Raw genomic sequence first — 14,910 nt, 5'->3', positions numbered from 1 at the left:
TTAATATATAGATATATAAATTAAACTTGTGAGGATGCGAAGAAAGATGGATCAGACGAAGACACCTCTATATACGCTTTTATGTGAACATGCCTCTAAACAACCAATCTCTTTTCATGTACCAGGACATAAATACGGAGCTGTTTTTTACGAGGAGGCTCTCTCTTCCTTTTCATCGTTGTTACATTTAGATGTAACGGAGCTTTCCCATCTAGACGACTTACATCATCCAACTGGGGCGATTGAACAAGCACAACAATTAGCTGCAAAGTTGTATGGTGCAAAACGTACATATTTTTTAGTGAACGGTTCTACCGCTGGCAACTTGGCAATGATTGCGGCAGCATGTGTACAAAATAAAAAAGTGATTGTGCAACGTAATTGTCATAAATCAATTTTACATGCGTTACATCTCGTCGGAGCAACACCTATTTTTATTTCCCCGGAATTTGATGAAGATGTTCAAGTGATGTCTTTTGTACCTTTTGAAACGATTTCAAACGCATTAAGTGAACATCCAGATGCAGCAGCAATCGTTTTGACAAATCCAAACTATTATGGTATGACTGTTGATTTAACGACAGTTATTCAATTGGCTCACTCTTATCGCATTCCAGTTTTAGTTGATGAAGCACACGGGGCTCATTTTGTTTTAGGAGAACCTTTTCCAAAGTCAGCTGTCGCATGTGGGGCAGATATTGTCGTGCAGTCGGCCCATAAAACGCTACCAGCGATGACAATGGGATCGTTTCTACACTTTAATAGTGAGTTCATAGACGAACGTATGTTGAAATACTTTTTACAAGTGTTTCAAACGAGTAGTCCATCTTATCCAATTATGGCTTCGCTTGATTTGGCTCGTGCTTATTTAGCGCAACAAACGCGTGAAAGCATTCATGAAATGAGCGAACAAATTCAGTTATTTAAACGTGAACTGCGAACTATTGAGGCGATTGAAGTTGTTGAATCACAACACCCGTTCATTCAAACGGACTTGCTGAAGATTACGTTACAAACACGTAGTGCATACTCAGGTTATGAGCTGCAACAATTATTAGAAAAAAACGGAATATTTACAGAAATGGCTGATCCATATAATGTGTTGCTCGTTTATCCACTTGCGACAATCAGCCAACTTCAAACGATTACATGGCGCATAAAACGTGCGTTGCAATGTATTCCGAGTGAACGGCAAAATGAACGAGTACAATTTCATTTACCGAAGCACTGTCAAGTGGTAAGTTATGAATGGACGAAAGGGCGTCAGACAAGAAAAGTATTGCTTCATGATGCGGTAGGATACGTTTGTGCTCAAATGGTCGTTCCTTATCCACCAGGCATTCCTATTTTACTGACTGGGGAAATTGTGACAAAGCAACATATTACGCTTATTCGACATTTGAAGCAAATGGGAGCCTATTTTCAAACAGATATAGATGGAGATTACATCGAAGTGTTCAAGGAGGATTAAGATGAGCTACTTATTTTTTTCATTTGAAGGTCCTGAAGGGGCAGGGAAAACGACGATTGTTCACATGCTTGCTAACTATTTAACGGAACAACATGTAGATGTGATTGCGACACGTGAACCGGGTGGAATCGATATTGCCGAACAAATTCGGTCCGTCATTTTGCATCCAAGTAATGAACGAATGGATGCAAGAACAGAAGCTTTGCTTTACGCTGCGGCGAGACGGCAACATTTAGTCGAAAAAGTGATTCCTGCATTAAAAAATGGCAAAGTTGTGCTTTGTGATCGCTTTATTGACAGCTCTCTTGCTTATCAAGGTGTAGCGCGCGGGCTAGGAATAGATGAAATATTAGCGATTAATACGTTTGCCATTGAAGGCTGGATGCCAACATTAACGATTTATTTTGATATTGATCCAACGCTTGGATTAGCGCGCATTCGTGAAAATGGCTTGCGAGAAGTCAATCGACTTGATTTAGAAGAAATCGCATTTCATGAACGGGTACGTAATGGGTACATGATGTTACTTGACCGCTTTCCAAACCGTATAAAAAAAGTGGATGCTGCTCAACCGATTGCAAAAGTGTTTGAAGATGTACGGGTGCTTATTGAGCCTTTTTTAAGAAAGTGAGTGGATCGTTATGTCATGGGAAATACTTGAAATAAATCAACCACATGTGGCAAAAATGATTTCCAACAGCATGAGAAAAGGAAGAATTGCTCATGCATACTTGTTCGAGGGGCAAAAAGGGACAGGAAAGAAAGAAGCAGCTCTTTTATTTGCTAAACGTTTGTTTTGCTTAACAAATTTGTATAAGGAGCCTTGTGAAACGTGCGTCAACTGCCGACGGATTCAATCTGGCAATCATCCAGACGTTCACCTCGTTACCCCTGATGGAAACTCCATAAAAAAACAACAAATTGAGCAGTTGCAAGAGGAGTTCACAAAAACAGCGGTTGAATCGAATCGAAAACTATATATTATTGAGCATGCCGATCAAATGACCGTTCAAGCTGCCAATAGCTTATTAAAATTTTTAGAGGAACCATCGGAAAAGACGGTGGCCATTTTATTAACTGAACAATTTCATCGTATACTCCCAACGATCGTTTCGCGTTGTCAAATTTTATCCTTCCATCCACTTCCAACTGAACGGATATGTGCATACTTACAAGAACATGGTGTGCCACGACAGTTGGCTATATTAGCTGCAAGGGTAACGAACAATGTGGAAGAAGCTCTTCGACTAAGTCAAGATGATTGGTTTGCACAAGCACGAAAAATAGTGATACAATTATATGAAGCGTTAAATAGTGAGTATGTACAAGCTTTGCTCGTTATTCAACAACATTGGCTTAGCCATTTTGCGAACAAAGAGCAAATGCATATTGGTTTAGATTTATTATTATATTTATATAAGGATTTATTATATGTGTTGCTAGGGGAAGAACAGCATATTGCATATGGTGATTGCATGAAGCAATTTCAACGGTCCCGTTTTCTTTATTCTGAAAAGCAAATTGCTCAGCACATGAAGGTAATTTTACAAGCAAAAGCGCGGTTGCATACGAATATGAATCCGCAGCTTTTAATGGAACAGCTAGTATTGCAGTTGCGGGAGGGATCTGCATTTGTATGAAGTTGTAGGCGTTCGTTTTAAAAAGGCGGGAAAAATTTATTACTTTGATCCTGGCGATTTGCCGATTTCAAATGGTGACTATGTTATTGTTGAAACGGTACGCGGGATTGAATTTGGAAAAGTTGTTGTTGCGAAAAAACAAGTGGACGAAAAAGATATTGTGTTACCGTTGAAAAAAGTTATTCGTATGGCCGATCAAAAAGATAAACTCGTCGTAGAGGAAAATAAACAGGCAGCGGAAGAAGCGTACGATATTTGTTTAAAAAAAGTGGAAGAGCACGGTTTGGAAATGAAGCTTGTCGATGTTGAATACACGTTTGATCGCAATAAGATCATTTTTTATTTTACTGCTGATGGACGAGTCGATTTTCGCGAGCTTGTTAAAGATTTAGCAGCTATTTTTCGCACAAGAATTGAGTTGAGACAAATTGGTGTACGTGATGAAGCGAAAATGTTAGGTGGTATCGGGCCGTGCGGACGCATGCTTTGTTGTTCGACGTTTTTAGGCGACTTCGATCCGGTATCGATTAAAATGGCGAAAGATCAAAACTTATCGTTAAACCCGACAAAAATATCGGGACTATGCGGTCGATTAATGTGCTGCTTAAAATATGAAAACGATGAATACGAAACAGCAAAAGAACAATTGCCGGACTTAGGCGAGGTCATTGAGACGCCTCTTGGGCTTGGAAAAGTCGTGGGGCTAAATATTTTAGAAAGAGTGCTGCAAGTGGAGTTAGTCGATAAAGACCGAGTAATTGAGTATACAATTGATGAATTGATAAAAGAGAAAGTTCTTCCTACTCAAGCCACGGAGTAATGGGGTGGATGGCGCGTGAATAAAAAAGAGATTTTTCAATCTGTAACAAGCATCGAGGAACAAATTGCCCATTTATATAAACAGCTCGGGGAATTGAAAAATTATCTCGGGGAGTTAATTGAAGAAAATCATCGGCTTCAAGTGGAAAATGACCATTTGCGTAGACGGCTTGAACAGCTGTCTGAAAACAAAGTAGAGCAAGGAAAAAAACAAACGAAAGCGAAGTTAGTCGATATAGGCGAAGGGTATGATAATTTAGCTCGCTTGTATCAAGAGGGATTTCATATTTGCAACGTACATTACGGAAGTTTACGGACCGATGGAGATTGTTTGTTTTGCTTGTCATTTTTAAATAAAAAATAGCCTTTCTGACAAATGGTCTGGAAGGCTATTTTGTTGTAGAAAGAGGGAGTTTACATGTTGCGTGAAGATGAACGACTGGACTACTTACTAGCAGAAGATATGAAAATTATCCAAAGTCCATCCGTGTTTGCTTTTTCATTAGATGCTGTATTGTTAGCGAATTTTGTATACGTTCCGATTCAAAAAGGAAATCTAGTTGATTTATGTACAGGCAACGGAGTGATCCCGCTGTTGTTAAGTAAACGGACGAAAGGAAAAATTATTGGTGTCGAAATTCAAGAAAAGATTTATGATATGGCGAAACGAAGTGTGCAATATAACGGACTGGAAGGGCAAATTGAAATGATTCACGGCGATATTAAAGATATGCCTGCTTGTCTCGGACATAGTAAATTTGATGTCGTAACGTGCAATCCGCCTTATTTTCCAACACCAAACCAAGAAGAAATCAACAAAAATGAACATTTTGCCATTGCGCGTCATGAAATTTACTGTACGTTAGAAGATGTCATTCGCGTTAGCAGTCAATTGTTAAAGCAAGGTGGTAAAGCGGCTTTTGTTCACCGTCCAGAACGTTTGTTAGACATCGTTACATTGATGAGGCAATACCGTTTGGAGCCGAAACGTTTACGATTCATTTATCCAAAAGAAGGAAAAGAGGCGAACACCATTTTAATTGAAGGGATAAAAGATGGAAATAAAGGACTAAAAATATTGCCGCCTCTGATCGTGTATGAACAAAATGGGGAATATACGAGTGAACTAAAATATATTTTATATGGGGAATGAGATCATATGAACGAACAAAAAAGCTTTGTTGAAGAAGGAGAAAAGGGCGTTTTGTACATTGTCCCAACGCCAATCGGAAATTTGCAAGATATGACATTTCGTGCGGTCGACACGTTACGGACAGTTCACTTTATTGCTGCTGAAGATACACGTCAAACGAAAAAGTTGCTTAACCATTTCGATATTCACACACCGCTTGTAAGTTATCACGAACATAATAAAGAGGCGAGCGGTGAAAAAATTATTGCCGCCTTGTTAGAAGGAAAACATGTTGCATTAGTAAGCGACGCAGGTACGCCAACGATTTCTGATCCGGGTTATGAACTTGTTATGAGCGCATTAAACGTTAATTGTAAAGTCATTCCGCTCCCTGGTGCTAACGCAGCTGTGACGGCACTGACAGCATCCGGGCTTCCGACGAGCCATTTTTATTTTTATGGATTTTTGCCTCGGCATAAAAAAGAAAAGAAAAAAGAGCTCGAGCAACTAAAACATATAAAAGATACGCTCATTTTTTACGAGGCGCCGCATCGTCTTCAAGAAACGCTAGCTATTATGCATCATGTATTCGGGAATCGGAAAATGGTCGTGGCGCGCGAACTGACAAAAAGATTTGAACAATTTATTCGTGGAACGATCGAAGAGGTGATGCATTGGGCAGAACATCATGAAATTCGCGGGGAGTTTTGTCTTCTTATAGAAGGGAATCATGTCACATTAGATGATGAATCGGTATGGTGGGATCATTTAACGATTGTTGAGCACGTAAACTATTACATGGAAGTAAAGCAATATACTTCGAAGGAAGCCATTAAACAAGTGGCGAAAGATCGGCAATTGCCGAAGCGAGATGTGTATGAAACATATCATAAGTAAAAAAAAGTTTCTCTAGAAAAGTCTAGAGAAACTTTTTATTTTGACTGTTGAAGCAAGCTTTGGATTTCTTGCAATAACGCTTCTGCGCCTTCTTTACTTAAAATGATTTTTCCGTCTGCAAGCTTGAAGTTGTCGTCAGATACTTCCCCAGTTACTACACAAGTCATGTTTGGCTTATACTTTTTCAAAATGATGCGCTCATCATCTACGTAAATTTCCAGCGCATCTTTTTCTGCAATGCCTAACGTGCGGCGCAACTCAATCGGAATAACAACGCGACCTAACTCATCGACTTTACGAACAATACCTGTTGATTTCATGGTTATTCTCCTCTCCTTTATTCATCCTTTTTCGTCAATATTCGACAAAATCTCTATGGATTTATCATAACAACTTTTCCATTAAGCGTCAATCCTTTTATATGCAACAATAAAAAAAAATGTATGTTTTACATGTCGTTGCACATAAAATTCGACAAAATTATAGTTGAAATGACAAAATCCAAACGATTTGACAAGAGATGCATAACAGTTTTTAACTACTTTTCAAGACGATACAAACATTATTATAAAGATTATTCGACAAAATTCAACATAAATTCGACAAATTTTCTCGTATATTTTCGACAAAATCCGACAAAAGCGTGTTGTTTGTCGACAATCTCATGCCGGATAGTTGACAGCGCTCTCTATTTTTATGTATATTTTGGTGAGATAAGAGGAATAGATGCAAATATGTAATCGCTCTCGTCCTTTGGGCGAGAGCGTTTCTACTAAACGTGCAATAAGGAGGGGTACAAGTGGCGAAAAAGACGTTTTATATCACAACACCTATTTATTATCCGAGCGATAAATTACATATCGGTCATGCTTATACGACGGTGGCCGGCGACGCAATGGCGAGATATAAACGAATGCGCGGCTATGATGTGATGTACTTGACTGGAACGGATGAACACGGTCAAAAAATTCAGCGGAAGGCAGAAGAAAAAGGAGTTACTCCACAAGCATATGTCGATGAAATTGTGGCCGGAATTAAAGAATTGTGGAAAAAGCTTGATATATCTTACGACGATTTTATTCGTACAACGGAACAGCGTCATAAACAAGTCGTTGAGAAAATTTTTGCCCGCCTTTTAGAACAAGGGGACATTTATTTAGACGAGTACGAAGGATGGTACTGTACTCCATGTGAGTCGTTTTATACGGAAAGACAATTAGTTGATGGAAATTGTCCAGATTGCGGGCGTCCTGTCGAAAAAGTAAAAGAGCAATCATATTTTTTCCGCATGAGCAAATATGTTGATCGGTTATTAGCGTTTTATGAAGAAAATCCGCAATTCATCCAGCCAGAATCGCGTAAAAATGAAATGATTAACAACTTTATCAAGCCAGGTTTAGAAGATTTAGCGGTATCGCGAACGACATTTGATTGGGGCATTCGTGTTCCAGGAGACCCGAAGCACATCATTTATGTATGGATCGATGCGCTGTCGAACTATATTACGGCGTTAGGATATGGAACAGAAAATGACGAAAAATATAAAACGTATTGGCCAGCGGACGTCCACCTTGTTGGAAAAGAAATTGTTCGTTTCCATACGATTTATTGGCCAATTATGTTGATGGCTCTAGATCTTCCACTTCCGAAAAAAGTGTTTGCGCACGGCTGGTTGCTTATGAAAGATGGAAAAATGTCGAAATCAAAAGGAAACGTCGTTGATCCGGTGACGTTAATCGATCGTTACGGTCTCGATGCATTGCGTTATTATTTGCTTCGTGAAGTGCCGTTTGGCTCAGATGGTGTATTTACGCCGGAAGGTTTTGTTGAGCGCATAAACTACGACTTAGCAAACGATTTAGGTAACTTGCTTAATCGAACTGTGGCGATGATTGAGAAATATTTTGGTGGACGTATCCCAGTATACGGCGGTACGCACACACCGTTTGATGAACAGCTTGTGCAAACAACGTATGATACGGTAAAACAATACGAGGAAGCGATGGAACATATGCAATTTTCCCACGCTTTAACAGCGATTTGGCAACTCATTAGTCGCACGAACAAATATATTGATGAAACGCAACCGTGGGTGTTGGCAAAAGATGAAACGTTGCGTGATCAGTTGGCTTCTGTTATGTCGCATTTGGCAGAGTCTCTTCGTTATGTAGCCGTTTTATTGCAGCCGTTTTTAACAGAAACGCCTAAACGGATGTTTGCCCAGCTCGGCATTCAAGATGAACAGTTGATGAGCTGGGATAGTTTGCAAACGTTCGGTGCTTCGCAACAAGAACGAACAGTTGAGAAGGGAACGCCGCTTTTCCCACGGCTAGACGTACAAGAAGAAGTGCAATATATTCAAACGCAAATGAAGGGAACAACAGTCAATAAAGAGGAAAAACAAGAACAAAGCGAAGAAATTACGATCGATGATTTTATGAAAGTAGACTTGCGCGTTGCACAAGTGATTCACGCTGAACCGATTCCGAAAGCGGATCGCCTGCTTAAGTTGCAACTTGATTTAGGTTATGAGAAGCGACAAGTTGTATCAGGTATTGCGAAATATTACAAACCGGAAGATTTAATCGGGAAGAAAGTTATTTGTGTGACCAACTTAAAGCCCGTTAAGCTTCGTGGGGAATTATCGCAAGGCATGATCTTAGCCGGAGAAAAAGACGGGGTATTGTCGTTGGCGACAGTTGATGAATCGCTTCCGAACGGGGCAAAAGTGAAGTAAAGAGGTGTTGTGAAAAACACCTCTTTGTTTCTATTTTGTAATGCAATTGTTATATCGTTGTGATTTATGTAACGAGATTGTGTGGTAAACTGAACATCGGAAGAAAAGAGGGGTTATATGTTATTTGATACACATGCACATTTAAATGCTACACAATTTAACGAAGATGTTGAACAAGTTATCGAACGAGCACGTGCAGAAGGTGTGTCACATATTGTTGTTGTCGGATTTGATCGTCCAACTATCGAGCGAGCAATGGAGTTAGCTGAGCAATATTCCTTTATTTACGCAGCTGTCGGATGGCATCCTGTTGATGCGATTCATATGACTGATGACGATCTTATGATGATTGAACAGCTAGCAGCGCATCCGAAAGTGGTGGCGCTCGGTGAGATGGGGCTTGATTATTATTGGGATCAGTCGCCGAAAGAAGTACAAAAAGAAGTATTTCGAAAGCAAATTCGTTTAGCTAAAAAAGTGAAGTTGCCGATTATTATACATAATCGCGATGCGACAGCTGACATTGTTCATATTTTACGGGAAGAGCAAGCGGCAGAAGTCGGTGGCGTGATGCATTGTTTTACTGGGAGTGTAGAAGTGGCGCATCAATGCATCGATATGAATTTTTATATTTCATTTGGCGGTCCCGTGACGTTTAAAAATGCAAAAAAACCGAAAGAAGTGGCAAAAGAAATTTCGCTCGATCGGCTGCTTATTGAAACGGACTGTCCGTACTTAACGCCACATCCGTTTCGTGGAAAAAGAAACGAGCCGAGCTATGTAAAGTATGTTGCTGAAGCGATTGCTGAGTTAAAAGGGGTGTCTTTTGACGAAGTGGCTCAAAAAACGTCCGACAATGCAAAGCGATTATTCGGCATCATTTGATAGAGAAACGTGTCGATTGTTAGGAAGGCTTGTCTAAAAAAAAGATGGGACGCGTGCGTTCTACAACTTTTTTGCAAGCATACAATGTGTTTGTCGACAAGTCTTCCTTCCCTTTTGAGTGAATATTTTGAATAATAGATAATAAGCTTCATAGAAAGGGAGGCGTCGTCACGGTTATCTATCGGAAAAGGAGGCGTTTTTATTTTGATTACGTATGTAAAGCATTTAGTGCAATCTGCATCAAAAAAGAAGATTGCATTTGCTACTGGGGGATTTTTAGCTTTATGTAGCATGACGGGATATGCTAGTTATGAATGGACGAAAGAAACGGTGACATTACATGTCAATGGCAAGGAAGAAAAAGTACGTACACATGCCAATACAGTTGCGGAGTTATTAAAAGAGCAAAACATTGAGTTGAAACAAGGAGATTTTATATCGCCTTCACCTGAAGAAAAAGTTGTTGATCACTTAACAGTGAAATGGGAAGCGAGTAAACCGATTGTGCTTGTCGTTGATGGGGTAGAGAAAAAGTTGAGGACGACAGCTAAAACGGTCAAAGATGTATTGTACGTTCAACAAATTGAACTTGGCGAGCAAGATGAAGTGTTACCGAACGTCGATGAAAAAGTGAAAGAAAACATGAAAATTGTTATCAATAAAGCATTCCCGATTACATTAAATGACGGCGGCAAACAGCAACAAGTTTGGTCTACTTCGACTACGGTCGCTGACTTTTTAGCTAAACAACATATTACATTACGGGAACTGGATCGCGTTCAACCAACATTGAATGAAAAGATTCAACCAAACACAAAAATAAACATTGTTCGAGTTGAAAAAGTCACCGATGTAGTGGAAGAACCAGTAAATTTTGTCGTTGTGCAGAAGAAAGATGCACAATTAGAAAAAGGGAAACAAAAGGTAATTAGCGAAGGGGAAAAAGGGATTGTCGCTAAGCAATATGAAGTCATTTTAGAAAACGGAAAAGAAGTGTCGCGTAAACTGATGAAGACAGAAATGATTAAACCGAGCAAAAACCGTATCGTTGCTGTTGGTACAAAAGTTGCCCCTCGAACATTAGCTTCTCGTGGTAGCGGTGAAGTAGCCGAAGAGCTTTATGTTATAGCGACAGCGTATACGGCGTATTGTGGAGGATGTTCAGGAACAACTGCAACGGGCGTCAACTTGCGTGCTAATCCGAATGCGAAAGTCATTGCGGTCGATCCGCGTGTTATTCCGCTTGGGACGAGAGTATACGTTGAAGGATACGGTTATGCTGTTGCGGCTGATACAGGAGCCAATGTAAGAGGATATAAAATTGACGTATTTTTCCCGGATAGATCGACAGCGTATCGATGGGGGACGAAGCGCGTCAAAATTAAAATTATAAAATAGCTACAGAGGATTTCGCGATCCTCTGTTTTTTTCGTTATAATGAGTGAAGAATAGTTGAGAGATGGAGGTTATTATGAAAATTAAAGAAATTATCGTTGTCGAAGGGCGCGATGATACGGTAGCCATTCGTCGCGCAGTTGATGCAGATACAATTGAAACGAATGGAGCAGCCATCAACGATGAAACGATTGAGCGCATTCGCTTAGCCCAACAACAGCGGGGGGTTATCATTTTCACTGATCCTGATTATCCAGGGGAAAAAATTCGCAAAACCATTGCCGAGCGTGTACCGGGATGTAAGCACGCATTTTTAACGCGCGAGGAAGCGCGAGGAAAACACGGAAAAGGTCTCGGTGTTGAACATGCGTCCGTTGAAGCGATTCGCACCGCGCTTTTAAGCGTATACGAAGAAATGATTGATCCGAAAGAAGAAATTTCATTCCAACATCTTGTTGATGCTGGATTAATTGGTGGACCGCTAGCAAGCGCTCGCCGTGAGAAGTTAGGGAAATTATTAAAAATCGGATATACAAACGGGAAACAACTGCATAAACGGTTGCAAATGTTCCAAATTTCGAAGGAGCAATTTACAGAAGCGATGAAGGAAGTCATGCGGGAGGAACGACATGTATAAAGATATTGCTACACCGACACGCACAAAAGAAATTTTGACGAAATACGGCTTTTCTTTTAAAAAAAGTCTTGGACAAAACTTTTTAATTGAACCAAACGTTTTACATCGTATTGTTGATTTTGCTGAACTGTCTGAGCAAACGGGTGTCATTGAAATTGGACCGGGAATCGGGGCGCTTACGGAGCAATTAGCGCGACGTGCAAAAAGAGTGGTGGCGTTTGAAATTGACCAACGGCTAATCCCCATTTTGTCCGATACGCTCTCTCCATATTCAAATGTGTCTATCATTCATAAAGATATTTTAAAGGCAGATGTTCGACAAGTTATTGTAGAACAGTTCATAGATGTTGATGACATCATGGTCGTTGCTAATTTACCGTATTACGTGACAACACCAATTATTATGAAGTTATTAACAGATCGTCTCCCTATTCGCGGGATGGTTGTGATGTTACAAAAAGAGGTAGCAGAGCGAATGGCTGCGAAGCCGGGTACGAAAGACTACGGGTCGTTAACGATTGCTGTTCAATATTATACGCATGCTGAAACAGTCATGCATGTGCCAAGAACAGTATTCATGCCAAAACCGAATGTAGACTCTGCGGTCATTCGTTTATTGAGACGAGAACAACCGGCTGTTCATGTTTCGGATGAACAATTTTTCTTTACTGTTGTCCGTGCAAGCTTTGGACAGCGGCGCAAGACGATTTTAAATAATTTAATGAGCCAGTTGCCAAATGGTAAAGAGAAAAAAGAACAAATCGAACAAGCGCTTCACAACGCCCATATCGATCCGAAGCGCAGGGGGGAAACGCTTACGATCGCTGAGTTCGCTACATTGAGCGAGCAACTATATGACATGTTTCGTCAAGAGGCTTAAGGCCTCTTTTTTTTACACGCTCTGCGCTGTTCATGCATATGTTACAAACAAAACAGGCGAAGGGGCGGGCGTGTATGATTCAAATTGGCGATATTGTTGCACGGAAATCATATGAATGTGATATTTTGTTTCGGGTTATCGACATAAAAGAAAATGATGGGGAGAAAGAAGCGATCTTGTATGGAGAAGATGTTCGACTAATGGCAGATGCTCCTTTTTCTGATTTAGTCATCATTGATGAACGAGAAAAAAAGAAACGAAAAGAAAAAGAAAAACAACATATTGAGCAATGCTATAAGTTGTTGCGACAAGATTATCGACTGTTGCGGGAAAAAAGTGAATATGAGGCGACAGGTGGGTACGACGTGAAAATGGACTTTTTTCAACTGCCGGGACGAGTGCTTCATATTGATGGAGATCCGCTTTATTTAAGAAAATGTATGCAGCTGTACGAAAGAATTGGGGTACCGGTATATGGTGTGCATTGTAATGAAACAGATATGCCCGATCGCATTATTCCGCTGCTGGAGCAAGTGCGTCCAGATATTTTAGTTGTAACTGGGCACGACGCTTATTCAAAATCAAAAGGAGCGGTTGATGATTTGAAAGCGTATCGCCATTCCAAGTATTTTGTACAAACGGTGAGACAAGCGCGAAAAAAAATCCCGAACCTTGATCAACTTGTTATTTTTGCTGGGGCGTGTCAATCACACTTCGAATCGCTTATTCGTGCAGGTGCCAACTTTGCGAGCTCGCCTGCACGAGTCAATATTCATGCGCTTGATCCAGTATATATTGTATCGCGAATTAGCTTTACACCGTTTATGGATCGCGTCAATGTGTGGGATGTATTAAGAAATACATTAACAGGTGAAAAAGGGCTTGGTGGTGTTGAGACGCGAGGCGTTTTACGAACCGGAATGCCGTTTCGGACGATTACTGAACAAGCATAAATAAAAGCCTCTTGTCTTTTTACCGTAGTGGTAAAAAGACAAGTTTTGTTTTTTAACACTTTTTGTACATAGTTTTTTCTTTATTTGTTCATAATAAAAACAAAAGTATTGACATTCAATATTTTTTGTTGATATAATTATTATTTTTTGACTTATCGTTTTTCATTTGTTATACTACGTAATAGTGAGGTGGATACGATGGGAAAAACATTGTCGGAAATTAAAAAAGTGTTGGATTCGAATCTCGGTAAAAGATTGACGTTAAAGGCGAACGGTGGGCGTCGAAAGACAATCGAGCGTTGCGGCGTGTTGGCCCAAACATATCCGTCCGTATTTGTCGTTGAACTTGATCAAGAAGAAAACGCTTTTGAACGTGTATCATATAGTTATGCAGACGTATTAACAGAGACTGTACAGCTTACATTTTTAGATGATGAACAAGTAGCGATGAGCGGCACACATTCATAATTGCGCGAGGAGGCGACCAATATCGGTGGTCTCTTTTTTTATGGCTATTGAAAAGGCACGTATTTGTTCACTATTTTTTGTGGTAAAATGTCGATAGGAGTTTGAAGTCGGAAAAGTAGGTGAACAGATTGAGGTTGTTAGTCAAAGCGCCAGCGAAAATTAATTTATCTCTCGACGTATTACATAAACGTCCAGATGGCTACCATGAAGTCAAGATGGTGATGACGACGATTGATTTAGCTGATCGTGTGGAGTTGACCGATTTATATTGTGATACGATTCAAATTATTTCTCACAATCGCTTCGTGCCAGATGATGAGAGAAACTTGGCGTATCAAGCAGCTAAATTACTAAAGGAAAAGTTTGGAATACGACGTGGGGTTTCTATCGCAATTACGAAACATATTCCTGTTGCAGCAGGGCTTGCGGGTGGAAGCAGTGATGCAGCTGCAACGTTGCGCGGGTTAAATAAGCTTTGGGGATTAGGCTTAAGTTTGGACGAGCTTGCGGAAATAGGAGCAGAGATCGGCTCTGATGTACCGTTTTGTGTATATGGAGGAACAGCGGTTGCCACAGGAAGAGGGGAAAAAATCGAACATATCCCTGCTCACCCACCAAGTTGGGTCATTTTAGCGAAGCCAACGATCGGTGTGTCAACTGCGGATGTGTATCGGAATTTAAACTTGCAATCCGTCGATCATCCAAACGTAGATGGAATGGTTGCTGCGATTAAAGAGAAAAATTATGAAAAAATTTGTGCACTCGCTGGCAATGTGCTAGAAAGTGTAACGTTAAACATGCATCCTGAAGTAGCCCAAATTAAAGAGCAGATGAAACGCTTCGGGGCGGATGTCTCACTGATGAGCGGAAGCGGACCGACTGTATTTGGCCTCGTTCAACACGATTCACGCTTACAACGAGTATATAATGGTTTGCGCGGTTTTTGCGAGCACGTTTATGCCGTTCGATTAATTGGGGAAAGACATGAACAATGAG

General features: G+C 40.4%; 16 protein-coding genes. 15 read left to right on the top strand and 1 reads right to left on the bottom strand.

Annotated elements, in window-relative coordinates; all coding sequences use genetic code 11:
• Positions 1-46: 46 nt before the first annotated feature.
• Genes V7Z64_RS07150 through rsmI form a run of 7 tightly spaced genes read left to right on the top strand, consistent with a single transcriptional unit; the run spans position 47 to position 5,959 of the window.
• Positions 47-1,471, top strand: coding sequence for an aminotransferase class I/II-fold pyridoxal phosphate-dependent enzyme (locus tag V7Z64_RS07150; RefSeq protein WP_297987254.1), 1,425 nt, complete (start codon positions 47-49; stop codon positions 1,469-1,471).
• A gap of 1 nt (position 1,472) precedes the next feature.
• Positions 1,473-2,102 carry a dTMP kinase gene (gene tmk / locus V7Z64_RS07145; RefSeq protein WP_297987256.1) on the top strand — a complete coding sequence of 210 codons (630 nt, stop codon included), beginning with the start codon at positions 1,473-1,475 and terminating at the stop codon, positions 2,100-2,102.
• A gap of 10 nt (positions 2,103-2,112) precedes the next feature.
• Positions 2,113-3,111 carry a DNA polymerase III subunit delta' gene (holB, locus tag V7Z64_RS07140; RefSeq protein ID WP_219986144.1) on the top strand — a complete coding sequence of 333 codons (999 nt, stop codon included), beginning with the start codon at positions 2,113-2,115 and terminating at the stop codon, positions 3,109-3,111.
• The gene (locus V7Z64_RS07135) at positions 3,104-3,931 is read left to right on the top strand and encodes a PSP1 domain-containing protein (protein WP_297987260.1); all 828 of its coding nucleotides are present in this window, start codon (positions 3,104-3,106) and stop codon (positions 3,929-3,931) included. The genes holB and V7Z64_RS07135 overlap by 8 nt, the downstream gene beginning before the upstream one ends.
• 15 nt (positions 3,932-3,946) lie before the next feature.
• Positions 3,947-4,294, top strand: coding sequence for a DNA replication initiation control protein YabA (gene yabA / locus V7Z64_RS07130; protein WP_003398194.1), 348 nt, complete (start codon positions 3,947-3,949; stop codon positions 4,292-4,294).
• A 54-nt stretch (positions 4,295-4,348) separates the two neighbouring features.
• Positions 4,349-5,083 carry a tRNA1(Val) (adenine(37)-N6)-methyltransferase gene (locus V7Z64_RS07125; protein WP_297987263.1) on the top strand — a complete coding sequence of 245 codons (735 nt, stop codon included), beginning with the start codon at positions 4,349-4,351 and terminating at the stop codon, positions 5,081-5,083.
• Positions 5,084-5,089: 6 nt separating this feature from the next.
• Positions 5,090-5,959, top strand: a complete 870-nt coding sequence (rsmI, locus tag V7Z64_RS07120) for a 16S rRNA (cytidine(1402)-2'-O)-methyltransferase (protein WP_297987265.1) — start codon at positions 5,090-5,092, stop codon at positions 5,957-5,959.
• 35 nt (positions 5,960-5,994) lie between these two features.
• Here the strand turns inward: rsmI and V7Z64_RS07115 are convergent, their stop codons facing one another.
• Positions 5,995-6,285 (bottom strand): AbrB/MazE/SpoVT family DNA-binding domain-containing protein, encoded by a 291-nt coding sequence (locus V7Z64_RS07115; RefSeq protein ID WP_297987284.1) that lies wholly within the window; start codon positions 6,283-6,285, stop codon positions 5,995-5,997.
• A gap of 473 nt (positions 6,286-6,758) precedes the next feature.
• On the opposite strand from V7Z64_RS07115, the gene metG reads away from it, so the two are divergent.
• The 8 genes from metG to ispE all read left to right on the top strand — a co-directional run bounded on the left by metG (position 6,759) and on the right by ispE (position 14,909).
• Positions 6,759-8,696, top strand: coding sequence for a methionine--tRNA ligase (gene metG, locus V7Z64_RS07110; protein ID WP_297987267.1), 1,938 nt, complete (start codon positions 6,759-6,761; stop codon positions 8,694-8,696).
• A 117-nt stretch (positions 8,697-8,813) separates the two neighbouring features.
• The gene (locus tag V7Z64_RS07105; RefSeq protein ID WP_297987269.1) at positions 8,814-9,581 is read left to right on the top strand and encodes a TatD family hydrolase; all 768 of its coding nucleotides are present in this window, start codon (positions 8,814-8,816) and stop codon (positions 9,579-9,581) included.
• Between the two features lie 204 nt (positions 9,582-9,785).
• Positions 9,786-10,979 carry a G5 and 3D domain-containing protein gene (locus V7Z64_RS07100; protein WP_297987272.1) on the top strand — a complete coding sequence of 398 codons (1,194 nt, stop codon included), beginning with the start codon at positions 9,786-9,788 and terminating at the stop codon, positions 10,977-10,979.
• A 61-nt stretch (positions 10,980-11,040) separates the two neighbouring features.
• On the top strand, positions 11,041-11,613 hold the full coding sequence (rnmV, locus tag V7Z64_RS07095) for a ribonuclease M5 (RefSeq protein WP_035045275.1): 573 nt from the start codon (positions 11,041-11,043) through the stop codon (positions 11,611-11,613).
• Positions 11,606-12,493: a 16S rRNA (adenine(1518)-N(6)/adenine(1519)-N(6))-dimethyltransferase RsmA gene (gene rsmA, locus V7Z64_RS07090; protein ID WP_297987275.1), complete on the top strand. Its 888-nt coding sequence runs from the start codon at positions 11,606-11,608 to the stop codon at positions 12,491-12,493. The genes rnmV and rsmA overlap by 8 nt, the downstream gene beginning before the upstream one ends.
• 74 nt (positions 12,494-12,567) lie before the next feature.
• Positions 12,568-13,446 (top strand): sporulation peptidase YabG, encoded by an 879-nt coding sequence (gene yabG / locus V7Z64_RS07085; RefSeq protein ID WP_035045278.1) that lies wholly within the window; start codon positions 12,568-12,570, stop codon positions 13,444-13,446.
• Between the two features lie 198 nt (positions 13,447-13,644).
• Positions 13,645-13,914, top strand: a complete 270-nt coding sequence (gene veg / locus V7Z64_RS07080) for a biofilm formation stimulator Veg (protein WP_003398205.1) — start codon at positions 13,645-13,647, stop codon at positions 13,912-13,914.
• Between the two features lie 128 nt (positions 13,915-14,042).
• The gene (gene ispE, locus V7Z64_RS07075) at positions 14,043-14,909 is read left to right on the top strand and encodes a 4-(cytidine 5'-diphospho)-2-C-methyl-D-erythritol kinase (RefSeq protein ID WP_297987282.1); all 867 of its coding nucleotides are present in this window, start codon (positions 14,043-14,045) and stop codon (positions 14,907-14,909) included.
• The last annotated feature ends 1 nt before the right edge of the window (position 14,910 follow it).

Origin of the sequence: Anoxybacillus sp. (assembly GCF_036834105.1) — a bacterium.
GTDB lineage: Bacteria > Bacillota > Bacilli > Bacillales > Anoxybacillaceae > Anoxybacillus.
Note: the sequence above shows the minus strand (reverse complement) of the source record. Positions and strands in the feature narration are given on the sequence as shown.